The sequence below is a fragment of the Williamsia sp. Y844 genome (assembly GCF_056786475.1).
Genome location: NZ_JBXCJB010000005.1, coordinates 220,029 through 242,175, shown reverse-complemented (window position 1 = coordinate 242,175; position 22,147 = coordinate 220,029). Strand labels below are relative to the sequence as shown.

Sequence of the window (22,147 nt, the reverse complement as noted above, 5' to 3'; positions counted from 1 at the left end):
TCGGCGCAGCGAACCACTCAGCGACAACACGCGATGGCTGTTTCGAATCTGCCTGTGTTGCTGCCTACTGTCAGGTCTTCCGACCTTTCTCTATCTGATCTTCTACAACAGGTGATCGAAAGATGGTTCATAGCACCGGAATCAACCCCTCCTTCCGAAGCCAGCCGGGCATCGTCCTCGCGGCGTTCGTCCTGCTGCTCGCCACTCTGGTGGCGTGCGGCAACATCGATAGTCCCGCACCTGAATCGTCCATACCAGCTGCGCCAAACCTTGAACGAGTGCCTACCGTCTCCTGGCGGACATACCAATCGGTGATGCTGCCGTTCTCCCAGGACGACGGTCCCGCAATTGCCTACGACACGGCACCGCACGGATACGCCCACTCCCCGCAGGGAGCACTCATCGCCGGCCTGCAGGCCGAAGCTCGGCTGTCCCTGGCACCTGATCAAACGTGGCCAGCTGTAGTGAACGCTCTCATCGCGCCGGGAGCCGGCCGAGATCGATTTGCCGCGGCCCGAGCAGCTGTCAGCATCACCACAGCTCCCGATCCAATGCAGGTCCCGGCCTACGTCGGATATCGTTGGGACAGCTACACCGACGCTGAAGCAAAGGTCCACGTCGCAGTCCAGCAGAACGGACAGCTCACCAGCAAACAGTTGATCTTGCGGTGGGTTCAGGGTTTCGACGACAAACCCGACGATTGGATGTTGCTTCTCCCCGTCGACGGGGTTGGTGACTCCCCCATCCCCATGCCGTCCCTCGACGGGTTCATCAAGTTTGGAAGTCAGCCATGAGCGCTGGGCAGGACAATGGCCGCGGCCGCTCCGACGACGCCGCACACCGCGGCATCGTTCACTGGTTTTACGCCTCCCCGATGACCTTGGCATTGTCAGTGATCTTGCTGGTCGTGGTGGTCGGCGCGACCATCCTGGTCGTCTTGAGCTCCAGTGACGACGACACCACCAACACGCTGAACCCGCTGGGTCCCAGCTACTCCGCCCCAATCTCCCTGCCACCGCCCGGTACAGATCACGGGTTCGATGCGCCTCTCGCCGACATGTGGGGACGCAAGGTGCTTGTCCCGAAAGACGCCAACGGCCAACTTCTAGAACAGATCTCGGCACCTCCCCGAACAGACATACTGCCACCGGTAACACCGCAGGGCATGATGTGGCAGTCGGTCTACGGCTTCGCTCTACCCTTCTCCACCAGTGATGGACCGACCAGGTGGGACGGCGACGTAGCGACCGGATTCAGTCGTCGGCCCGAGGGAGCCGCACTGGCTGGATGGCAGCTCATGTTCCGGCAACTAGGACCGAAGAGTGTGCAACAACAAATCGCACACAAGTTCCTGTCCCTCACCGAAGCGGAACAAACACAGTTCGACCAACAGCTTGCCCGCCGCCCAGATCGGCCGATGACTGAAGTCGGTCCGACGGTGAGCGCACCCGACGCCTTCTGCTTGACCACCTACGACTCTGAGTTCGCAGTCGTCGAGTATGCCGTCCGCGATCGCAGCGTAGTTCCCAACACTCAATGGGCCATCACCAGAGCCGAACTGGTGTGGGACAACGCAATTGACAGCTGGAAGCTCAAGGGTTACAGCCCTCAGATGCTGGACGAACGTACCGCATCCATCGAAGGGTGGACCCCGTGGTGATTGCCAGCACGTCCCTTCGCATGCGAACTGCAAGCATCTCCCTGCTGTTGGCAGTTATCGCGCTGCTCCTGCCAACAACCGCCGCCCATGCTGACGATGATGACAGCAACCTCAACAAGGCCTGCCAAGCCGTCACCAGCGCACCGATCGACATGATTCCGGGCGTAGGAGACCTCACCGGCGGCATCAAAGATCTGGCCTGCACCGCCGGCACCGAAGGTACTGACGCTGCCATGGAGAAGCTCTACGACTCCGCATTCGGAAAAGTCGTCGAGGACATGCTCGCGGGAGCCGCTGAGATCGTCAAAGTTGTCCTGACCTGGTGGATGAAGATCCCACTCCCCGATCTCTACGGTGAGGGTGGAGGTCCCAGCGATGGACTGATCACGAAAATCAACGAATACACCGTGCAGACTCAGGTATTCCTGGCTGCACTGTCCTTCCTCGTGGTGATTGCCAAGGTGGGGATGGCACGCGCTCACGCCGCCGGCGAGGAAGTCCGGGAGGCAAACAAGTCACTGATCCGGGTCATCTTCACCGTCGCCACACTCCCGACAGTGATCGTGCTGGCATCCAAAGGTGGTGATGCGTGGGCACTCTGGATAGTCAACAAAGCCGCCGGCGACGGCGGTCTTGAAAAGGCCCTCACCAAACTGCTCATGGCAGCAGCGTTCGGGCCCGGGATCATGTTCTTCATCGCAGCCGCGATCTGCCTGACCGGGCTGCTGCAAGCAGCCATGTTCGTCGTCCGAACGGCATTCCTGATCCTCGTCTGCGCTGCACTTCCGGTGGCGGCCTCAGCATCAGGTAGCAGCACCGGGAAACAAACCTACGACAGGCTCATCTCTTGGACGATCGCATTCCTCCTGTTCAAACCAGTAGCGGGCATGTGCATGGCGATAGCGATCTGGGCAGGGGCTGATGAGTCCGATCCCATGAGCCAACTCGCCGGGATGTTCCTGCTCATCATGAGCTTTCTGACCTTGCCCGCCTTGATGCGCCTCATTGCACCAGCGGTGTCATCAGTGGGCAACGGGCCATCGACCGTCGGAGCCATCGGAGGCGCCGTCGCAGGCGGGGCGGCGATCGGGTCGCTCAAAGGGTCCATGACCAGTAGCGGAAAAGGCGGGGCCGGAGGATCTTCCGGTGCCACAAATGTGACGTCCGGTCCACCGTCGGGAGCAACAAACACACGCAGTGACGTCTCCACTGGCAGCAAAACAACCAAGGTCGACAAAGAGTCCTCGACTACACCGACCAACGGTGGACCTAAAGGCTCAATTCCGGCAGCAGCCGGCAAAGGAGCATCAGGCGCCAACCCCGCCGCAGCAGCTGCCACCGTCGCGGCGAGCGCAGTTGCCGCGGGAGCTCAAGCTATCGAGCGCGCCGCCGAACAGGGTTCCTCCACAGAGCATCCGCCCTCCGGTGGCGGAGACGGTCCGTCCGGCTCAGCGGGAGGTTCGCGGAAATGACGACGGTGACAGCGTCCGCCCGACCCCGGTACGGGAACTGGATCCGACCACGATCCGCCGGTTTCTTCGGAATGACCTGGGGCGCAAGCATGGTCATGATCGGCGTGTTGATGGCATCGATGTTCCTGTTGTTCATCAACATCCTCGCCGGCCTGATCTGTGCCGTGATCGGAACGATCCTGCTCCTGCCCCTGGTGACGTCATTCGGCGGTCGCACCGGATACGAAAGGGTGTACATCCGCATGAAGTGGACTCAGCGCAAAGTGACTGGTGCGCATCAGTATCGCTCCGGACCGTTCTCCAAGGTGCCGGGTGGACGACACCGCCTACCAGGAATTCTTGCCCACACCGACATGTACGAGGCGCTCGATGCTCTGGGCAACCGCTACGGCATCATTCACATGCCTCGGACTGCGCAGTACACCGTCGTCTTCGCGTGTTCACCACAAGGCGACGACGCCATAGATCCCAACGACATCGACACCTTCGTCGCCAACTGGGGGCAATACATCTCGATACTCGGCGAAGACGCTGACGTTGATCTGGTTGCAGCAGTGGTCGAGACCATCCCGGAAACGGGTCAGCGATTGCGCAGCGAGCAAGCCCGACTGACGAACAGCGGTGCTCCGACGCTGGCCAAACAGATCATGCGAGAAGGAGCTGAACAGTCCACTGGCCTATGGCAACTGCATGCGCGGCTGGCAGTGACACTTCGGGCCACAACACCTGAACGCAAGCGCGATCCATCGGAGATGGCGGTCGAACTCGGCGGGCGACTGCCTGAGATGTACGGAGGTCTGTCCATGTGCGGGGTCGGCGCATCACCGATGTCACCGGTCGAGATCGCCGGATTTGTGCGCCGGTCCTACGATCCGGATTGCGCGGACACCGTAGAAGAGATTCTGTCTACGGACGACTCAGTAGAAGCACTCACCTGGGATGACTGCGGACCGAGCACAGCGCAGGAGTCCTGGGATAGCTACGCCCACGACAGCGGCATCTCTGCTGTCCTCGCGATGGAAGAACCACCACGTGGCAACGCCACAACCGAGACGATTCTTCGGCGGTTGCTCTCCGGGCATCACGAACTCCCGCGCAAGCGACTGGCGATGCTCTACCGGCCGCACTCCCCCGGCGATGCGGCAACCATCACCGAGCGCGACTACAACAACGCCGTCACTGCGGTCAACAACGGCACCAAGGCCGTTCCCTCGGCCGCCACCGTCCTGCGGTCTCGTGCCGCCGCCAAAGCCCGTGACGACGAGGCAGAGGGCCACGGGCTGGTGCGTTTCGGCAGCATCATCACCATCACCGCCCAGTCGGGCGACGAACTCCCGCGCCAGCGGTCAGTCCTGAAGTCGCTCACCGCCAACGCGCGCATCAAGACCCGACCTGCCTACGGTTATCAAGCGCCGGCGTTTGCGGCGGGCCTCGGCATCGGTGTGGTGCTGCCCGATCACTACTCCATCCCTCAGTCCTTCACGATGAGCGGGGACAAGTGATGAAGTTGCATCCAGTGCCGCCGAACACTCCAGACGACACCGACCTCGCAGCGGTCGTCGATGGGACGGTCGTCGCAGGTCGACGTCGGTTTGCCCGGATCGGCGGGACCAGAGTGCACACTGGCGAAAGTCGACCAAAGCGCGATCCCAGCTCTGCACGGAAAGCCATTCGCACCTTCGGCTTTCGTGGACTTCCAGGCCGCGGAGGTGGGCGCTGGACACTGGTGGACAAGCCCGCCGAGTACCGAGGGACGAGCAATCAGGTCTGCGGCATCTGGCCATGGCTGGTCAGTGCCGGCACACCAACTATCGGCACCTACCTCGGTGAGAACCTCGACACCGGCCAAGCCCTGTGCTTCGACCCGCTCAACTGGTTCCACCGCGCGAACCTGATCTCGAATCCAAGCGTCTTCATCCTGGGACTACCAGGACTCGGAAAGTCCACGCTATGCCGAAAGATGGTCACCGGGGCCATCGCCAGCGGCGTGACACCGATGATCCTGGGCGACCTCAAAGGCGAGTACGTCGACCAAATCCACAAAATGGACGGGCAAGTCGTCAAGGTCGGCCCTGGTGAAGGAACGATCAACCCGCTCGCTGTCGGAGCCCTGGGATCAATCCTCCCAGTTCTCAAAGAGTACGGATTCGACGACGACTACAAGCGCGTGCAGGCCGAGGTGCACTCCCGCCAGGTCGAAATGACCGGCGCGCTGATTGCCATGGTGCGCAAAGACAGGCCAGTGTCCGACACCGAGGAAGCTGTCCTGAGCCGCGCGCTCGAGCTGATCACCAGTGACGTTCGCTTCGGGCCAGACAGCCCGCCGCTGTTGACGGATCTGCGAGGGTTTCTGGCTGATGGGCATCCCGATCTGTTCGCCACCTGCGAAGCCGAAACCCACGAGCAATACCTCGAAGTCACTCGCCCACTGCGAATGTCACTGCGCGCCTTGATCGACACACCAGTTGGGCGAGTCTTCTCGGCACAGACCTCCACACCCCTGGACCTCGACGCTCCCGCGGTCTGCGTTGACGTCTCCGCACTGGCCCGAGGAGACTCCCGCCTGCGTGCGGCGGTGCTCCTCGCGTGCTGGAACGACGGCTTCGGCGCCATCGAAGCCGCCCACACACTCTCCGACCTCGGACTGCGACCGCAACGCCAGTTCCAAGCAGTCCTCGACGAACTGTGGCAGGTCCTCGGTGCCGGCCCGGGCATGGTCGAGCGTGTCGACGCGCTCACCCGCATCAACCGCACGCTTGGCCTGTCACTGATGATGATCACACACACGCCGAAAGACCTGCGCACGTTGAAGAGTGAACAAGAACGCCAACGTGCGATGGGCTTCATCGAACGCGCCGGCGCTGTCATCTGCGGCGGCCTGACGCCGGCCGACATCGACGCGTTGGAAACGGTGATCGCATTCACCGCGAAGGAACGGGCTCGAGTCTCGGGTTGGAGTTCGCCTCCCACCATGGACGTGCAACGCAACCTCGAGAAGCCACCGCCCGGCCGCGGAATGTTTCTGCTCAAGATCGGGCGCCGCCCCGGCGCCGCCTTCATCACCAAACTCACCTCCACCGAAATCGCTTCGGGGATTCACAACACGAACAAACGCTTCGACGGACTCGATCGCGTAACCAGGTAGGGGCGGCACATGAGATGGGCAGTACCACCAGCAAACTCGCTATCGCGCTCCTGGCGCTGGTCACAGGTGTGACCCTCATGCTCGCCGTCATCACAGCCTCGGATCCCGGAGCGAACTGTGACACCTCGGTCTCCGATCAGACCGTTGTCAATGCCGCAGGGGTCGCACCGGCACCGTCGGGGCGATCGGCTGACCCCACCGTGGTCTCCGCGGACGACTGGAATGCGCTGTCCCAGTGCGAGGCTGGTGGGAACTGGAGCACGAACACGGGGAACGGGTTCTTCGGTGGTCTGCAGTTCACCCAACAGACCTGGGAAGGTCATGGAGGTTCGCGTTACGCGGCGCGCGCCGACCTTGCGAGCCCTGCGCAACAGATGGAAGTTGCAAATGCCGTCCTCGCGAGCCAGGGATGGGGCGCGTGGCCGTCGTGCTCAGAAGCCAAGGACTTGATGGGCAAGAAGCCCGCACCCGCGGGTAGCTTCGATCGCGCCGGTACTGGACCGGCGAGTGCGCCCGCAGCACCCCTCGCCCAACCTCAGACCGCAGGCTCTCCCGCACCCGTCGCGGCAGTCACGCCCAGCAAGCGCACAGTCCCTCTGGCACCGGGCTACACGGTGTCCAGCCCCTTCGGCGACCGCGATGGCGAGGCTCATCGCGGTACCGACTTCGCTGCACCTTTGGGCCATCCGATCGTCGCTGCCGTCGATGGACAGGTCGCCGACGCCGGGCCCGCCCAAGGGTTCGGCAACTGGATCGTCATCGATTCACTCGACAACGGGCAGAAGGTCTCGACTGTCTATGGCCATATGTACGACGACGGCGTTCGAGTGCGGACCGGTGACAAGGTCACAGCAGGACAACGTATCGGTGACGTGGGAAGCAACGGCCAATCCAGCGGCGCTCACCTACATTTCGAAGTCTGGCCTGGCGGACGCCTGCCTGAAGGCAACGGCCATCCGATCGATCCAATGACCTGGTTGCAGGGTGCCGCCACCGCCGACGGAACGGCAACCCAAGGTGGCGACCCGCCGGCCCCGTGCCCGACCGACACCTTCGGCACCGCCGGCGGATCCCTCAAAGCCGGCTCCGTGCCACCTGAGTTCGAACCGTGGATCCGCAAAGCCGGTTCTCTGTGCCCCGGCGTCAGCGCGCCGATGATCGCCAGCCAGCTCTACCACGAGAACAAGTTCCGCTACGGCCCCAACGCACCGGTCTCACCGGACGCGGCCGCCGGCCCCGCACAGTTCGTCCCCGGCACCTGGGCTCGATGGGGCAAAGACTACGACAGCAACGGCGTCGTCGACGTCAACTCGATCGGTGACGCTGTCATGGCCGAAGGCCACTACCTCTGCTACATCCGAGAACAGGTCGACAACGGACTGCAAGATGGCAGCTATCGCGGCGATCCGAACGAACTGACCCTCGCCGGTTACAACGCAGGCGAAGGCTCACTCGTCCGCAATCCGCCCTTGGGTCGCGACTCGCTGCCAAGTTACCCACGCGCAATCACCGAAACCATCCCGTACGTGCGCTCGATTATCAACGACATGCCGAAATACACCGACCGCAACGCCTCTGGCCGGTTCACCTATAGCGCCACCTCGCCACACGGCAAACAGATCGCCGACGCTGCCAAGCAATACCTCGGCACGCCGTACGTGTGGGGCGGCGGCGGCATCCACGGACCCACCAATGGCGGTCTGGACTGCAGCGGCCTGACCAGTGCCGCGGTATTCCAAGGGACGGGCAACAAGACGACACTGCCACGCACCACCTATGACCAATGGAGTCTCGGCACCGAGATCCCGCTCGACAAAGCACAAGCCGGCGACCTCGTCTTCTCCGAGTTCGGGAGCACCGGTCCCGAACACGTGGGCGTCGTTGTCGCACCCGGCCAGATGATTCACGCGCCGCAGGCCGGCGAGAACGTCAAATACAGCAGCTTCCAGAGCGGCTCACGAGTGAAGCGGGTCGCATGAACACACCCCGATCCGTACAACTCCTTGCAGCTTTAGCGCTGGCGCTGCTGCTGGCGAGCTGCGGCTCCGACACCGCCGATCAACCATCCACGTCGATGTCACCCGCGCCGCACCCGACGAGCAACGCCGAACTCGTCATCACCACCGCACTCACCCGGCTGTTCACGTGGTTCCCAGCGCGAGAGGCTGACACCGCACCGGCTTTCGACCGAGCCCGGCCGCTACTCGGACCACCGCTGACCGACGCGAGCGGTTCCGGGGCACCGTTCACGCGGACCGTCGAATGGGGTCAATGGGCCGCGGAGGGTGTAGCAATCGTCGCGACGGCTCAGATAGTCAGCGACGAGCACCCGCCTGACACCCCCACCTCGGTGTCCAGGGTTGTGAAGATCACCCAGCGGCCGACCACGGTCGACGGACACTCCCAACCACCAAAAGTATTGACCGCGTGGGTCACCGCGACCAGCCACGCGCCTGGCCAGTGGCGTGTCACGGCCATCCGCTTCTAGGTCTCCATCCGAAGGGAACAGTCATGACTCATCCGGGACGGTCCAGACAACCCAATAGGACCGCTGGCCACGCTCTGATCGTGGGTGTTCTCGTTCTCGGGTTTGTCATCGCGAGCTTGATGACTGCGGCGCTGATGCTGGGGACCGACCAAGAAGTCTCACTGTTCCCGCCGACCACCGTCCTCGAGTTGGCCCAGCACCGGCTCTACTGGAATGGTGGGGCCACCCTGGTCCTGGTCCTTTTGTCGGTGTCGGCCGTGGCTGCAGGCACCGTTTGTGTAGCACTTGCGCTGCGACACAGAGCAAGACGCACGCGCATCGACGGCGCTGCCCAACTCCTGGGACGCGGCAAACACATTGCGTCCCTGACCGCCCGTGAAGCAAACCGAGCTGCGCGACGAATGGGCGTCGACGCCGCTGCCGGCCCTGGCCTCCCGCTCGGTATCGCGCTGCAGAGCAACCGACGCTTGTACTCGTCCTGGGAGGACACACAGATCCACATCTGGGGTCCACGGACAGGCAAATCAACGTGCCTGGTCATTCCGGCCATCCTCGAGGCCCCCGGGACCGTGATCGCGACCAGCAACAAACGCGATCTTGTCGATGCAACCCGCCACGTCAAGGCCAGGACCGCACCGGTCTGGGTCTTTGACCCCCAGGAGCTCGTCGGCGAACCTGCGAGCTGGTGGTGGAACCCACTGTCCTATGTCACAGACGACGTGACCGCGATCAACCTCGCGGAGTTGTTTGCGGCCGGCTCCGCTGCACCGGACGCCAAGACGGACGCGTTCTTCGATCCAGAGGGCAAAGATGTTCTGGCGCAGCTCCTTCTGGCGGCCGCACTCGAACAGCGTCCGGTCACCGCTGTGTATGACTGGATCACGCGTCCCTCCGAGGATGCCGTGGTCACGTTACGTCGAGCTGGCTACGAGTTGATGGCCGATGGCCTCGCCTCCCAGATCGCGGCCCCTGACCGTCAACGTGCCGGAGTCTTCGGCACGGCCAAGAAGATGGCTGGCTGTCTACGTCTGCGAGCTTTTCAGGAGTGGGTCACCGACGACGGACGCCGCCGACGTCACCACCTCGACGTCGCTGAACTCGTCGGCGATCACCACACCCTCCATCTGCTGTCGAAGGAAGGCGCCGGCACTGGTGGCCCACTGGTGGCGGCTCTGACCGTCGCGGTGATCGAAGAAGCCGAACGCCAAGCCATACGTTCCCCCGGAGGACGGCTCTCGACACCGCTGGTTGCCGCCCTCGATGAAGCCGCCAATATCGTCCGCTGGCCTCAGCTACCAAACCTGTACTCGCACTACGGATCGAGAGGGATCGTCCTCGAGACGATCCTGCAGTCCTGGTCTCAGGGCGTGGAGTGCTGGGGACTCGGCGGGATGAAGAAGCTGTGGTCGGCGGCGAACATCAAGACCTACGGCGGCGGTGTATCCGAGACCGAGTTCCTGCGGGAGTTGTCCGAGCTTGTCGGCGATCACGAGTACACAACGTCATCGATCTCGTCCGGCCGCGGAGGCGGTTCGGTGAGTTGGCAGATCAGTTCCAAACGCATCCTCACCACCGCGAACCTCACCGAGTGGCCGCGCGGCCGAGCCCTGGTGTCATCCTCTGGAAACCGCGCCACCATCGTGCGCACCGAACCCTGGATGTCCAAGCCCTACGCGGCTGACGTCGAGGGATCGATCGACATCAGCACATCAGCTGCCGTCCCGTCGAAAATTCTTGTGCCTCAGCCTGCCTCATCACGGGCACTCATGTACGGCTCTGTCGACCTGGCCAAGTCCAAACCGAAAAAGGACCGACGCTACCTACCCGGTCCGCGATAGCCCCCAACCATCTGACCACTCAAAGGAGAACACCATGGATGGAATCGAAATCGACGTCGGCGCCGAAGCCGGCGAACTCGTGCGAGAAGCAGTCCGCAAAAGGATCCGCGCGCACGTCGACGCAGCCGTCGAACGAGCCTTTCAATCGGAAATCACCAAGAACATCCAAGACCAGATCAGCACTCTGGCTGATGATCTGGTGATCGAGCAACTCGCCCTGACGGTCGCGCCGCCTGAACCTGAGCAAACCGCCCCTGCCGCCGCCTCGCAGTCGGCACCACCGCAGTTGGTCTTCGACTCGCTATCTGAGTTCGTTACCGACAAGCTCGCCCCGACGTACCGGCGAGAGGTCACCGAAGGCCTGAGCAGGCGGTGGTGCCCGGAGTGGTGGCGGCATGCCGAAGCCACCTCGAGGCTCGAATCGTTGTGGCGCTCCTGGGAGCACCTGCGTCTCAGCCCGTCGACGGGGATGAGCGTGTGGTGGCGCGATCACGCCGATCACCACATGGAAAAGCTCTTCGATCCAGACGGCCCGTTCAAAGCCTGCTCAGTGCGTGATGGCCACAAGACGCCCGGTCAACCCGGGCACATCGAACCGCTACCGGTGACCGCTGAGCCTAACGGGATGTTTGTGGCCCTGCCTCAAACCGTGGGCGTCAGGTAGCGGGGGTGTCGAGTCATGAAGGTCACCGTTTACACCAAACCCGGCTGCGTGCAGTGCAAGGCCACATTCCGGGCACTCGAGAAGTCCCAGATCGGTTACGAGGCTGTCGATATCACCACCGATGCGGAAGCACGCGACTACGTCATGAGCCTGGGATACCTGCAGGCCCCAGTCGTTGTCACCGGTACCGCGCACTGGTCCGGATTCCGGCCGGAGAGGATCAAGGACCTCGCATCGTCAGAGTCCGCAGTCGCGCCGCAGGATCCCGCTCACGATGGGCACCGAGTAGTCGCCGGCGTTCCCATCCCCGAGTACCATCCGCCTGATCTCGAAGCAGTGCGGACGTGGATGAGACCGGTCATCGCCGCGGCAGCCGAAACCGGAGGCCACACTCCCCCATTCGGCAGTACTGAATGGACCGAACTCGACGACGCAGACCCGAGAAAACTCGCCGCTGCTCTCCAAGCCGGTTTGAGTGAAGCCCTGACCGAAGCACGGATCCCAGCCGAGATGCAGCGAGAGATCGAGATCGAACGCGATGAATATCAGCGTGCTGTCGCCCAGGCGAACGAGTCCGCGCACGAGTACATGCGGGAACACCCCCTGAGCAATCGCCCCAACCACGAACAGCTGCAACGTATTCGCTACGGAGCCTCCGCCGACGCCGTAGCAGCGCGACAGTACCTCGAGCGCAGCGACTTTCCGCTCCACTCCAGCCCATCACCTGAACCACAGGACAGCGTCCCGAACGACCCGCCACAAAGTTCGGTCGTCACCCGCATCCCCCAGCCGAGAACAATCGAAGGCAGGTCACCCGCATGACATCCTCCGAAGTAGACGAAGCACTGCAGCACTTCACAACCTCATTACGAATCGGGCTGGCCGCGGCCAGTCAGATCGCCGAACGCCAGGCACGATCGCGCGAACAACGAAGTCGAAACGCCGCCGCCGAAAGCGAGCAAACACGCCGAGAACTCAACTCCCGCGTCGTGGCTCAACAGAAGAGCGCGGAAGCCTCGTTCACGCGGATCTACCGACGTGAATGGTGGCAGGACGCCGATCCCGTGAAGATTGCCACTGCCTACCGAGCGGTCAGCGAGTGGCAGCAACTGTCGCCGGCCGCAGCCATGGCCCGGCAACACATGGACGAGCAAATCCATCGCCGGTACGGGATAACCCCCGCCGAAGTACACGCCGCCCGCACCGACATCCAAGGCCTGCTCCGCGGAGCGGAAACCACACACAACGAAGCTGGCACAGAATCCGGCCGTTCCAACGCCGACGAGGAGGTAGCCGTCGCGGTCATGCGCCAGTCAGGCGCCGAAGATAAAGCGACACAGGCAGCTGACCTCGACGCAGACAACCACGAGGCAACCACGACTTACGCCGAGCAGGAGGGCCGCACAGATCCTGCTGTCACTCAGTGCGGTTACGACTCAGCCGAACGCCGCGATCAACTCCGCGGCCATCTAGAGAGTCAAGGCGTCGACGACGAAGCCACCGCTGCACGACTCTCCGCTGACCTCGACCAAGCGACTGCACCGGAGGCCGCCGTATCGAGTGGTGGTCCCAGACGTGCACCCGCAGGACGCAAGAACAAACTCGGCCGCATCCGTAGTCGCCAGCACAGCCGCGGCCGGTAACAGAGAGGTAGAACTCAATGTCACAGTCCCCGTTCGCTCTCGGTGACTACTACGAACTCCCCGACCGATCCGCGGTTGTGGACGTTACTGCCCGCATTACCAAAGACGGCTATGCGATCACGGCGACCTTCGTCCGTCTGGACGTTGCCGAGCGTACCGACGAACGCACCTGGAGCGTCCGCACCAGCACGCCGGTGAAGGATCTAGCCAGAGACGGTTGGGCCGTCGATCCAGAATCCATCGCGAATGGGCCGACCCGGCTAGAAGGCGGCCCCCGCGCTGAGTTGAACCAGCTCCTTGCACGGTCAGCGACAAAAGCCCGTCACGCCGCCAATCTTGAGGAACGTCAAGCCCGTCAAGAGATCATGGAGCTGCGTGCCGAGGTGTCAGCACTTCGGGCATCGCACCCCACCGTCGCTTCACTCGACCTGCTCGCAATGGATCTCGCGCGCCAAGGTCAGCAAGCCCTCTCGGAAATGGAATACCTCCAGGAAGAGGCGGAGGTGGGCGTACCTACCTCGATCAGGGGTTCCGAATACTTACATGGGCTTGGCGACGCATTTACCAACGCCGCCAGAAATATTCAACGGCAGATCATTTCGGTCGAGGCGACCGGAGGGCCACCCGAACCCCGATACGACAACACTCTCGACACTGACCACGAAATGGGTCACGAGGTGCTCTGGAGCGCCCGTGAACGGCGCCGGGAGTACCGCATCGTCAACGCGGTCACATCAGATTTTCCGGATCCCGCGGCCGCGGGGCTGGTGGACCATCATCTCCCTCCGGCCGGTTCCACGCGTCGTCGTCGGAGCCAGACTGGCCAGACGGTGGAGCGTGAATGATTCGCCAATCACTTTTATGACTCAAATTTGGCGGCCAAGTGGACGTCCATTTCCTCAAACTCCCTGACGGCTGGTAAGTAGTCTGTTTGTTCTTGATCCAGGGAGTGCCCACCCCGGCGTGATGACGCCGCCCCTTGCTTGCTCGCCATCGTCATCCGCAAGCCCGAAATACCACGGGTGGGCGACAGAGCGACCGAACAGAACCATGGATCGGCGCATACTCCGGAATATAGGCGGCGCAGAAGCCGCTCAGCTGCTGCCGTGAGCGACAACCCATGCTGTCCGTACGAGTTTGGCAAACACCCAGCTGGCGCTCGGGCCAAATCGGGTTTGTGCGGTATAGGCGTTTACCCATACACAGCTTCTGTAACGAGCAGAACTTTGATCGCTATATCTGAGTAACGCTGCTGGCGGTCCAGGTGAATCCGTTTGAACCGAACCAATCTCGTTAGCACCCGAAAGGTTTCTCGTGTCTGACCAACCCAATATGCCCACCGACTGGAGTCGGCCAGGATCGTCTCCGTACCCGCAGCCGCCGCGAGCGAAGCGGTGGCCGTGGATCGCGGTTAGCGCGGCCTCGCTAGTGGCTCTGATCGGCATCTTCGCTGTCGCTGGCGCGACTGAGGAAGACGACTCAAAGACTGCGGCGGTGACGTCGACGTCGTCTGTCGCGCCGACAACTTCAACGACACAGTCGACGACGTCAGAGGCTCCGGCGCCAGCGGCGAAGCCTGTCGTCCAGGTCTCAACGGCCGAGGCCGCGAACGCTGCGCTTGCGAAGCTGAACACTCTCGCGGTGAAGGGCCGGGCGCCAAAGACCGGCTACGACCGGGCCATGTTCGGTACAGCGTGGACGGACGCTGTCACTGTTGAGAATGGACGCAACGGCTGCGACACGCGCAACGACATCCTCCGGCGGGACCTGGTGAACATCGTCGTGAAGCCGGGATCGAACGGTTGTCGGGTTGAATCGGGCACGTTGAACGATCCGTACACCGGCAAGACCATTGCGTTCGCCCGCGGGGAAGACACTTCGACCGCGGTCCAGATCGACCATGTCGTCGCGTTGTCGAACGCGTGGCAGACCGGTGCCCAGCAATTGACGCCGGACAAGCGCACGGACTTTGCGAACGATCCGCGCAACCTGCAAGCGACTGACGGCCCGACAAATCAACAAAAAGGAGACGGTGATGCAGCAACTTGGCTGCCGCCCAACAAGTCTTACCGCTGCACCTACGTCTCGCGCCAGGTGGATGTGAAGTCGCTTTACGGATTGTGGGTGACGCAACCGGAGAAGGACGCCATCACCCGCATCCTGGGCGAATGCGGCGCCACGGTCGCACCGGTGACCACTCCAGCCGCCGCTGAGACCCGCACCCAGACACCGGTACCCGCACCAACCACGACGACAACCCCGTACGTGCCACCAGCGCCGGCCTACACGCCGCCGCCCGAGCCGGTCTACACGCCGCCGCCGGTCGTGGATGCGCCTTCCGGAGGTGCATACGCAAACTGCAGTGCTGCAAAAGCCGCCGGCGCGGCTCCCGTCTATCGCGGCGACCCGGGTTACGGCAGTCACCTCGACCGCGACGGCGACGGGGTTGGGTGCGAATCCTAGGAACCAGGCCACGACAACACCCTCGGATCTCGATGCGAGGGTGTTGTCGTACGGAATGAGTTCTTTGGTGCTCGGGGATGGCGGTGAACGTGACGCGAGGCATAGTTTTTCCTATGGGCGGGGGGTCGATCAGTGCCGCGGGCTGCTCACGCCGAGGATCGGCCACGTCCTGGGCCGGGCACACGGGTACCAGGTCGCGTTGACGGCTGCGCGTCGAGCGCCTCTCGACAAGGGCGTCAACCCTTTCCAAGCCGCCAAGAAGCTGATCGACCTGCGCAACGCGCTCGTCCACTTCAAGCCGGAATGGCAAATGGATGACGAAGAACACGCGATGCGCAAGAGCTTAAAAGGACAGTTCACGGAGTCACGGATTTACTCGGAGCCAGTTGCGCCTTGGTACCCGCGCATGTGCCTGTCAGCTGGATGCGCAGAATGGGCGCACAACTCGGCCGTGGCCTTCGTTGACGACTGGTGGAGTCGGATGGGACTGACGCGGAACTTCCACGAGGATCTGAAGGGAATGCCGCAGCCCTGAGACGAAGACCCCGACCACCGTTGGACGAGGTGTTCGTCGTTGCGGGGCAGGTGATCAGCGGATCAATCTCATCACCTGGCGCATGACGCCGCCAGGGTCCGGCGCCGCGCTGTGGACGGTGATTTCGTGGTAGCTGGGGTGATTTATCGGCAGCTTTCGCAGTGGGGCCTCCCGCAACCGCACGACGCTGATTCCGTCGGCGAGCAGGTCGAGAGACTTCTCGGCATCCAGTTCAACCTTGTCGGCGTGCCAGTACGATCCGTCGTACTCGATGGCGATCCGTCTTCCATCGTCGAGCGTGACCAGGATGTCGACGGTCCAGGACGCACGCCGGGCGAAGGCGTCGCCGCGGACCCGCACGCCGGAGGCCGCGTCGCCGAAGACGGCCCGAGCAGCTTCCAGGTGCTCCAGCTCGATGCGCGACTTGCCGGCCGTCCGACACTCGGGACAGCCCGCACCGTTGACCAGCGAGGCGGGCACAGCGGTCCAGCGATGGTTCGGGTCGGCGTCGCAGACCCAGTCGATGAGGCGATCGGTGTCGGTAGGCCTGACATGCCACGGTGTTAGCGGGTTTTCGGGCGCCCATCCGGCGGCGATCTCTGGATAGTGCCAGGCGAGGCTGTCTAGCACCGTGTCGCATTCCGGGCAACGGCGGCGCGTGTACTTGTCACGCTCGCGGGGAGTCTGCTGCCATTGGTGACCGCAGACCGGGTCCTGCCACCACGCCATTCGGCGTGAGTCGGGGCTGGCTTGCAGTGCGGTCCACGTCCCGTTGCGGTCGGGATGCCATTGTGAGGCGATCTCGGGGCTGAGCCGCGACTGCCCGTTGGTGGCGTTGGCCGAACGGGTCTCGTTAGCCCGGCAGGACGGGCAACCATTCTCAAGCCATGTCAGCGGTGACAGCCTTGGGTGATGGCCCTGCTTGCACCGGAATCGGTAAATCGGGATCGAGCCGCTGGGAACGACCTGAGCAAACCTGGGGTGCATCTCGTCAGCCCAGGCTTCGCGCAATTCCGGCACCTCCGCGACTGACTTTCCTCGGAGCGACACCAGTCGATCGTTGTACTCGCGCTGACGGCGCTCAGTGCACGGTGGACAAGAGGGCTGTCGGGTCATGTCACGGATAACAGCGGTGAAGCGGTGCTCGCATTGCGGGCATCGCCAGCCCGCCGACTTCGGCGAACGGAGTTTGGCCGTCTCCCAAAGGATTTCATCGTTGGCGTTGTGATCCCACCAAGACAGCGCCTCATTGTCGGAGGTGCGTAGGAGGTTGGCGGCGGGTGCCTTGGCCGGCGCACTCTGTCGTTTTGGGTTTCGCCGACAAGTGCAGCCCCAGCCCATGTCGCCAACCCGTTCGGCACTGACCTTGCCGCAGTCTCGGCAGCGGGTCCGGTGGGGGTCGTCTGGGAGCGACGGCATGGTGAGCGGCCCGAGATATTCGAGGTGGTTGGCCTCGGCTTTGGCCCGTACTTTGTCGAGGTCGACAGGAACCACGCCCTCACCTGACATCGAGCGGGCCCACTGTGCCCACTGGCGCCAGTGACAGGCCTGACAGACTGGCTCATCGGACTTCGCAGGGAGCTTGTCGAGCACATATTGCAGGCGCAGGTGCTGTTCGCAGCCGCAGCTCAGGCAGCGCATCAGCGTCCACGAGTCCCGCTTCACCACGGCTTCGAGCGGTTCGAGGCCGGCGGTGCGCAGGATCTCGGCGATGTGCGTTTGACACCAAGCCGGTCGGCTCCTGGACCGAAACGCTGCCGGGGTCGCACAACCGTCGACGGCGCAGAGGGTCGGCGTAGTCATGCTGACTCCGCGGTAGCGGTAGTGCCGTAACCGGCCATCAGATACCGATAGGCGAGCTCCCTGCTGATCGCGTTGTGCTGGGCGATCTCAACGACACCGGCGTCGCCGGCGTTCACGATGCTAAGCGCATAGCCCTGTACGAGAGTCACTTTCGGTTGACATCCGCACCTGGCTTGGTTGGCAGGTGAGGTCATTGGCCGTCTCCTGCACCGACTGCAACAAGCACCCGGTGGACGGTGCCCACGGATACCCCGACGCCCGCTGCGATCTCGCGGATCGACTCGTCACGCTCACGCCGGGCGAGGATGGCCGCACGCTTGTCGTCGTCGATCACGGACGGCCGACCGCCGACCTTGCCGCGTCTGCGGGCGGCTTCGAGGCCATTGCGGGTCTTGCGCACGATATCGCGTCGACGATCCTCAGCCAGGGCGAGAGCCAGGTCCAGGATCAGCGATCGTTCGGTGTGCTCGCCGGCTGCGATGCCGTCAAGCACCTTGACTCCGATACCGCGCTCAAACAAGTCATTGAGAACCACCAAACCTTCGAGGAGGTTGCGACCGAGCCGGTCGACCTCTTGGACTGCAAGCAGGTCGTCGGGGCGAAGATAATCCAGGGCGGCCTTGAGCCCGGGCCTCTCGGCAACGGCGAGCTTGCCCGAGACCTTCTCCTCAAAAACTCTGACGCAGATCTTGTCGAGAGCATCGTGCTGACGCTGAGTTTCCTGCTTGTCCGAGCTGACGCGGACCAGTCCAACGAGCGCCACCGGATTCTCCGTTCAGTAAACGTGTTCACATTCTGTGATGGAGCGTACCTATAAACGAACGGCTTATTGAACATCTGGGGGCGAATCTCGGGGTCGTGTCGGGCGGCGTTCAGTCTGTTCGACCAACGACCGTTTGTTGAACGGTGCGTTCGAACCTGCCGGGCCAACGCGGCTGAGAGGGAAGACCCCGCCGGCGCACACAAGACGTGTGTACTGGACGGTGCACCTCGCGGGGTGTGATGGGATGAGCCCGACATCGGATGGGGATGCACATGTACACGTTTCACGGTTGCTCGGGCGGATTCGCGGTGCGCTCGACATGGCTGGCAGGCCTGGTATCTGGGAGTGACTATTGGGATCTGGCCACAAAAATCCAGCGGTGTTGCGAACTACCGGCCGCAGGATTCCCAGATGAAGAGCCATACACAGCCGCGGTGTTGGGGCTGCTGCGTAGCATCGGCATCCAGCACCTGCGGGGACCGGGCGGGATCGGCACGGGATACAAGGTTGCGTTCTACCCAAGGGTGACTTCGAAGACCTCCGAGGAACCGCAGACCGGCGCGGATGTCGCGATCGTCATCGAGATCCGCACCCCCCATCTGTCAACTAAGACGGGTCACCTCGTGCAGGTCAAGTTGATCAAGGATGGCAGGTTCACAGTCAAGCGCTCTCAAATCGACAATCTGCGAGAACGCGACGCGACAAGCACTCACTGGCTCATCCACGACAGTGCCGCAGACCCGCTGGATCGGACGATATCGGTACTGCCTACTGATTTCGCGCATGCGCGGCTTGGTGCAGGAAACGCGACGGTGGGGCTTTCTAAGCAGGAGATTTGCACGCAAGCGCAACCATTTGGTGCCTACCTCGTGGCTGATTTGCTTGGCCTCTGGTTGGGTGCGCCGAGTGTTCTGGGCGAGGCGCTCGTTCCTGGTTTACAGCCGGCCTTCGTTTTGGGAGTTGTCGCCACAACGGGAAGCGTGGACCCGACGGAGCCGGAGTGGCTGCTCGAATCAGGTCGGCCATTGACCTTCCCGCCACAGTGAGGAGCCTCAGCGCCCAAGAGTTCCTGGCGTACGTGGATAACGAATCGAAACCCTCCCCTGGCCAAGCGGTTTCTATGGCCGTCGGCGGGTTGCTCGACAGTACAAACGTTGATCGCTCCCCAGAGAAGCGGAGGACGCGGTGAGCGCACCGTACGTTTCGATCAAGCGACTAGTCGACAACTCGCTCGCCGCCATGCTTGCGGCAGTCGAGGTCTACAACAAGCCGCAGATGACCTATCGCGATGAGGTCACCGTCACGCTCATAGTCAACGCTTGGGAGCTAGCCCTCAAAGCGACTCTGCGGCAGCAAAGACAGTCGATTTTCTACCCCAAAAAGCCAGGCCAGCGATACCTGTCGGTCTCGATCGACGACGCGCTCAGGCGCGTAAACGCGGGGAGCCTATGGCCGGACGGCGTCGATGGCGTTGCGACTACCGTGAACATCAAGGCCATTACGGAATACCGGGATCGGGCAATCCACCTATACAACGCTCAGGGGCTCGGAGCGGTGATCCACCCGTTCTTGCAGCAGAACGTGCTTAACTACCGTGACTTCGTGCTGGCTAAGTTCAAGAAAGATCTCGCCGATTCGATGACGTGGCAGTTGCTGCCGCTCGGCGCAACCGCTCCCGCCGATTCAGTGCAGTTCATGAGGGCCGACAAAAGTTCGACGATGGTCGCCGAAGTCGAGGACTTCATCAACGAGTTACGCGGGCTGATGGACGACGCCGAGGCCGAGGGTGCCGACATGGGTCGGTTGGCGGTCGTCTATGACATTCACCTGCACTCACAGAAGAAGATGACAAGCGCTGATCTCGTGGTCGCGGTCTCGACGACGGCAGACGGGCAGATCGCCATCCAGAAGACCGATCCGAACCTGACTCATCCTTTCAGCGCCACGGAACTGATAGAGCGCGTGAACAAGAAGCGCTCGGGGCGGAAGTTGAATAGCTACGACCTTCAGACGGTCTGTTGGAAAGAGTCGCTGCGCGACAACAAGAAACATGCGTGGAAACACAGCAACGCGACCACACATGTCTGGTCTGGAGCCGCGGTCGCCTACCTCGGCTCAATTACTGACGAGCGTTACCAGGAGCTTCGAGACGAGTACCGTACCCACCAGCGAAATATGCGGGCGCAGGCCAATTAGTCGCGGTCGCCTAGTGCACCAACGGCGGCTCAATTGAGCTGAGCGACAGAAGCACCCGTAGCGGACGTCCGTTCGGGCGGGTCTTAATTGACAGTCCGACCTGTACTACGGCTTGATTTGCGGCGTCACCATCCATGTATCAGTGATAGACCGGCTTGCAGACGCGAGATATGGTCTACGTCGACCACCGACCCATCAGCGTTCGACCTCGACCTTGAGCGCTTACGATGCCGGACTGGCCGGGGCTTTCAGCAGTTCACTCGGAGCCCCACACAACCTCTGTCGCGAGGTATTCGCGAATCACCGCCCGAACGACGGTTGCCGAATCGAAGTGGCTGACCAGGTACCGGTAGACGCCGCGTTGCACTTCCACCCATCCATCGACAAGATCGGCAGACGTCACTGCGCGAAACATCCCCCGACTGCCCACCTCTGGCAGCAATCGCCCGCCAGCGGGGTCGCTCGCACCAGCACTGTCGAAGGGTCGCTGCTCGGCTTCGGTCATCGCGGAAACAGCGTCGAACCGCACCGAATCGGGAGCCCGGAAAATGGGTAGACCACTCTCGAACAAGACGTGGCCTCTGGCATTTTTGACAATAACCCTCTTGACCCTGTCGCTTTCTGGCTTCCACCACACCGTCTGCTGGCCGCCCTCGAACTTCAGAATCCGCTGATCAGCAATGCGACGAGCGAGCTTCGGACTATTGCGCAGCAGCTCGGCGACCCGCGGGTCTGACTGATCGGATGGGCGCGCGCTGCCGCTGAGCACGCATCCGATCAAGCCGACCACATACCGTTCGTCCTTGCTGAAGCCTTCGTTGCATTCCCCGCAGATCGGCACCGCCGGCAAATGAGGAGGGTATGGAGGTGCGAGGAGCCCGCGGGTCGGCACGTGGTCCCGGGTGCGGGAGCGCTCGAAGAGTTCGGAGCAGTGCAGGCACAAGGTTTTATGCCTGGCATCGGAATAGTCGACAATGTCTTCCATACGACAGACATTATGTCGCCGGTCTGGCCTGCGACGTGTGGGCAGAACTGGTGCGACTCATCCAGAGCTGGCAGTGCTCCGCGACGCTGGTCCGGCCATCGTCGGGATGCAACGCTGACGCTGGGCAGCTGCGGTGCCGACGACTTGCTGCGTCAGCCCCAACGGTCGGTCTCGACGAAGCACCAGCCGAGCTGGCCGAGGTCGTAGTTGCCGTTCGATTCGGGGCGCAGCTTCTCGCCAGTGATGACCGCAGTTGTCTCGATGAAGTGGGGGTCTCCCCCCTCAGCGGCGCCAATCACCGACTTTGAGCACGTCGCGAGTGACGACCGGGGTGGCCCATCCGTTCCACGGTCGGCCGTAGCGGACGACCGCCCACACGTGCTCGGGATCGAAGCCGTCGATGGTGAATGTACTTGGCATGGTGGAAGATTACCTTTCGGCTATGACACTCCGGCGGGTCTAGCACTGTCGTGAACCCGCCGACTCGATTCG

Annotated in this window: 22 protein-coding genes and 1 pseudogene; 17 read left to right on the top strand and 6 right to left on the bottom strand. The window is 62.7% G+C overall.

The annotated features are described in order from the left end of the window. Positions 1-122: 122 nt before the first annotated feature. The 15 genes and pseudogenes from AC1TQG_RS26310 to AC1TQG_RS26240 all read left to right on the top strand — a co-directional run bounded on the left by AC1TQG_RS26310 (position 123) and on the right by AC1TQG_RS26240 (position 15,908). On the top strand, positions 123-794 hold the full coding sequence (locus AC1TQG_RS26310; RefSeq protein WP_482141855.1) for a DUF8175 domain-containg protein: 672 nt from the start codon (positions 123-125) through the stop codon (positions 792-794). Then, entirely contained in the window at positions 791-1,660 is an 870-nt protein-coding gene (locus AC1TQG_RS26305) for a DUF8175 domain-containg protein (RefSeq protein WP_482141853.1), read from the top strand. Before AC1TQG_RS26310 ends, AC1TQG_RS26305 begins: the two co-directional genes overlap by 4 nt. Positions 1,661-1,680: 20 nt before the next feature. Further along, positions 1,681-3,132, top strand: a complete 1,452-nt coding sequence (locus tag AC1TQG_RS26300; protein WP_482141851.1) for a TrbL/VirB6 family protein — start codon at positions 1,681-1,683, stop codon at positions 3,130-3,132. Beyond that, positions 3,129-4,634 carry an SCO6880 family protein gene (locus tag AC1TQG_RS26295; protein ID WP_482141849.1) on the top strand — a complete coding sequence of 502 codons (1,506 nt, stop codon included), beginning with the start codon at positions 3,129-3,131 and terminating at the stop codon, positions 4,632-4,634. Before AC1TQG_RS26300 ends, AC1TQG_RS26295 begins: the two co-directional genes overlap by 4 nt. Further along, the gene (locus tag AC1TQG_RS26290) at positions 4,634-6,277 is read left to right on the top strand and encodes a hypothetical protein (RefSeq protein WP_482141847.1); all 1,644 of its coding nucleotides are present in this window, start codon (positions 4,634-4,636) and stop codon (positions 6,275-6,277) included. Before AC1TQG_RS26295 ends, AC1TQG_RS26290 begins: the two co-directional genes overlap by 1 nt. 14 nt (positions 6,278-6,291) lie before the next feature. Beyond that, positions 6,292-8,256, top strand: coding sequence for a transglycosylase family protein (locus AC1TQG_RS26285; RefSeq protein WP_482141845.1), 1,965 nt, complete (start codon positions 6,292-6,294; stop codon positions 8,254-8,256). Beyond that, positions 8,253-8,765 (top strand): hypothetical protein, encoded by a 513-nt coding sequence (locus tag AC1TQG_RS26280; protein ID WP_482141843.1) that lies wholly within the window; start codon positions 8,253-8,255, stop codon positions 8,763-8,765. Before AC1TQG_RS26285 ends, AC1TQG_RS26280 begins: the two co-directional genes overlap by 4 nt. A gap of 80 nt (positions 8,766-8,845) precedes the next feature. After that, positions 8,846-10,603, top strand: a complete 1,758-nt coding sequence (locus AC1TQG_RS26275) for a type IV secretory system conjugative DNA transfer family protein (RefSeq protein ID WP_482141841.1) — start codon at positions 8,846-8,848, stop codon at positions 10,601-10,603. A gap of 34 nt (positions 10,604-10,637) precedes the next feature. Continuing rightward, complete coding sequence (locus tag AC1TQG_RS26270) at positions 10,638-11,267, top strand: DUF4913 domain-containing protein (protein WP_482141839.1); 630 nt, start codon at positions 10,638-10,640, stop codon at positions 11,265-11,267. 15 nt (positions 11,268-11,282) lie between these two features. Continuing rightward, positions 11,283-11,510, top strand: a pseudogene (gene nrdH, locus AC1TQG_RS26265) (glutaredoxin-like protein NrdH); the annotation flags it as partial. Positions 11,511-11,615: 105 nt separating this feature from the next. Continuing rightward, positions 11,616-12,089 (top strand): DUF2742 domain-containing protein, encoded by a 474-nt coding sequence (locus tag AC1TQG_RS26260; RefSeq protein WP_482141941.1) that lies wholly within the window; start codon positions 11,616-11,618, stop codon positions 12,087-12,089. Continuing rightward, positions 12,086-12,910 (top strand): hypothetical protein, encoded by an 825-nt coding sequence (locus AC1TQG_RS26255; protein ID WP_482141837.1) that lies wholly within the window; start codon positions 12,086-12,088, stop codon positions 12,908-12,910. Before AC1TQG_RS26260 ends, AC1TQG_RS26255 begins: the two co-directional genes overlap by 4 nt. A gap of 77 nt (positions 12,911-12,987) precedes the next feature. After that, the gene (locus AC1TQG_RS26250) at positions 12,988-13,755 is read left to right on the top strand and encodes a hypothetical protein (protein WP_482141835.1); all 768 of its coding nucleotides are present in this window, start codon (positions 12,988-12,990) and stop codon (positions 13,753-13,755) included. A 487-nt stretch (positions 13,756-14,242) separates the two neighbouring features. Beyond that, a complete protein-coding gene (locus AC1TQG_RS26245) occupies positions 14,243-15,373 on the top strand; it encodes a GmrSD restriction endonuclease domain-containing protein (RefSeq protein WP_482141940.1) in 1,131 nt (376 codons plus the stop codon). A gap of 55 nt (positions 15,374-15,428) precedes the next feature. After that, on the top strand, positions 15,429-15,908 hold the full coding sequence (locus tag AC1TQG_RS26240; RefSeq protein WP_482141833.1) for a hypothetical protein: 480 nt from the start codon (positions 15,429-15,431) through the stop codon (positions 15,906-15,908). Between the two features lie 54 nt (positions 15,909-15,962). Here AC1TQG_RS26240 and AC1TQG_RS26235 read toward each other — a convergent pair whose 3' ends face one another. Genes AC1TQG_RS26235 through AC1TQG_RS26225 form a run of 3 tightly spaced genes read right to left on the bottom strand, consistent with a single transcriptional unit; the run spans position 15,963 to position 18,474 of the window. Then, a complete protein-coding gene (locus tag AC1TQG_RS26235) occupies positions 15,963-17,711 on the bottom strand; it encodes a zinc-ribbon domain-containing protein (protein ID WP_482141831.1) in 1,749 nt (582 codons plus the stop codon). Then, positions 17,708-17,860: a hypothetical protein gene (locus tag AC1TQG_RS26230; RefSeq protein ID WP_482141829.1), complete on the bottom strand. Its 153-nt coding sequence runs from the start codon at positions 17,858-17,860 to the stop codon at positions 17,708-17,710. Before AC1TQG_RS26230 ends, AC1TQG_RS26235 begins: the two co-directional genes overlap by 4 nt. Before the next feature lie 41 nt (positions 17,861-17,901). Next, positions 17,902-18,474 (bottom strand): recombinase family protein, encoded by a 573-nt coding sequence (locus tag AC1TQG_RS26225; protein ID WP_482141827.1) that lies wholly within the window; start codon positions 18,472-18,474, stop codon positions 17,902-17,904. 272 nt (positions 18,475-18,746) lie between these two features. Between AC1TQG_RS26225 and AC1TQG_RS26220 the strand changes: the two genes are divergently transcribed. After that, positions 18,747-19,520 carry a hypothetical protein gene (locus AC1TQG_RS26220; RefSeq protein ID WP_482141826.1) on the top strand — a complete coding sequence of 258 codons (774 nt, stop codon included), beginning with the start codon at positions 18,747-18,749 and terminating at the stop codon, positions 19,518-19,520. Positions 19,521-19,659: 139 nt separating this feature from the next. Next, the gene (locus AC1TQG_RS26215; protein ID WP_482141824.1) at positions 19,660-20,670 is read left to right on the top strand and encodes a DUF3644 domain-containing protein; all 1,011 of its coding nucleotides are present in this window, start codon (positions 19,660-19,662) and stop codon (positions 20,668-20,670) included. 256 nt (positions 20,671-20,926) lie between these two features. On the opposite strand, the gene AC1TQG_RS26210 is transcribed toward AC1TQG_RS26215, so the two are convergent. The 3 genes from AC1TQG_RS26210 to AC1TQG_RS26200 all read right to left on the bottom strand — a co-directional run bounded on the left by AC1TQG_RS26210 (position 20,927) and on the right by AC1TQG_RS26200 (position 22,075). Beyond that, positions 20,927-21,655, bottom strand: a complete 729-nt coding sequence (locus AC1TQG_RS26210; RefSeq protein WP_482141823.1) for a hypothetical protein — start codon at positions 21,653-21,655, stop codon at positions 20,927-20,929. 152 nt (positions 21,656-21,807) lie between these two features. Further along, positions 21,808-21,954 carry a hypothetical protein gene (locus AC1TQG_RS26205; protein WP_482141822.1) on the bottom strand — a complete coding sequence of 49 codons (147 nt, stop codon included), beginning with the start codon at positions 21,952-21,954 and terminating at the stop codon, positions 21,808-21,810. Continuing rightward, positions 21,938-22,075 (bottom strand): hypothetical protein, encoded by a 138-nt coding sequence (locus tag AC1TQG_RS26200; protein WP_482141821.1) that lies wholly within the window; start codon positions 22,073-22,075, stop codon positions 21,938-21,940. The genes AC1TQG_RS26205 and AC1TQG_RS26200 overlap by 17 nt, the downstream gene beginning before the upstream one ends. Between the last annotated feature and the right edge of the window lie 72 nt (positions 22,076-22,147).

What these genes read in the sequence shown, in the direction of transcription:
- AC1TQG_RS26245 (WP_482141940.1), top strand. Translation starts at nt 14,243, where the DNA reads ATGCCCACCGACTGGAGTCGGCCAGGATCGTCTCCGTACCCGCAGCCG.
- AC1TQG_RS26235 (WP_482141831.1), bottom strand. Translation starts at nt 17,711, where the DNA reads ATGACTACGCCGACCCTCTGCGCCGTCGACGGTTGTGCGACCCCGGCA.
- AC1TQG_RS26220 (WP_482141826.1), top strand. Translation starts at nt 18,747, where the DNA reads ATGTACACGTTTCACGGTTGCTCGGGCGGATTCGCGGTGCGCTCGACA.
- AC1TQG_RS26300 (WP_482141851.1), top strand. Translation starts at nt 1,681, where the DNA reads ATGCGAACTGCAAGCATCTCCCTGCTGTTGGCAGTTATCGCGCTGCTC.
- AC1TQG_RS26200 (WP_482141821.1), bottom strand. Translation starts at nt 22,075, where the DNA reads ATGCCAAGTACATTCACCATCGACGGCTTCGATCCCGAGCACGTGTGG.
- AC1TQG_RS26240 (WP_482141833.1), top strand. Translation starts at nt 15,429, where the DNA reads ATGAGTTCTTTGGTGCTCGGGGATGGCGGTGAACGTGACGCGAGGCAT.
- AC1TQG_RS26255 (WP_482141837.1), top strand. Translation starts at nt 12,086, where the DNA reads ATGACATCCTCCGAAGTAGACGAAGCACTGCAGCACTTCACAACCTCA.
- AC1TQG_RS26310 (WP_482141855.1), top strand. Translation starts at nt 123, where the DNA reads ATGGTTCATAGCACCGGAATCAACCCCTCCTTCCGAAGCCAGCCGGGC.
- AC1TQG_RS26280 (WP_482141843.1), top strand. Translation starts at nt 8,253, where the DNA reads ATGAACACACCCCGATCCGTACAACTCCTTGCAGCTTTAGCGCTGGCG.
- AC1TQG_RS26210 (WP_482141823.1), bottom strand. Translation starts at nt 21,655, where the DNA reads ATGGAAGACATTGTCGACTATTCCGATGCCAGGCATAAAACCTTGTGC.
- AC1TQG_RS26295 (WP_482141849.1), top strand. Translation starts at nt 3,129, where the DNA reads ATGACGACGGTGACAGCGTCCGCCCGACCCCGGTACGGGAACTGGATC.
- AC1TQG_RS26270 (WP_482141839.1), top strand. Translation starts at nt 10,638, where the DNA reads ATGGATGGAATCGAAATCGACGTCGGCGCCGAAGCCGGCGAACTCGTG.
- AC1TQG_RS26305 (WP_482141853.1), top strand. Translation starts at nt 791, where the DNA reads ATGAGCGCTGGGCAGGACAATGGCCGCGGCCGCTCCGACGACGCCGCA.
- AC1TQG_RS26260 (WP_482141941.1), top strand. Translation starts at nt 11,616, where the DNA reads ATGAGACCGGTCATCGCCGCGGCAGCCGAAACCGGAGGCCACACTCCC.
- AC1TQG_RS26290 (WP_482141847.1), top strand. Translation starts at nt 4,634, where the DNA reads ATGAAGTTGCATCCAGTGCCGCCGAACACTCCAGACGACACCGACCTC.
- AC1TQG_RS26285 (WP_482141845.1), top strand. Translation starts at nt 6,292, where the DNA reads ATGGGCAGTACCACCAGCAAACTCGCTATCGCGCTCCTGGCGCTGGTC.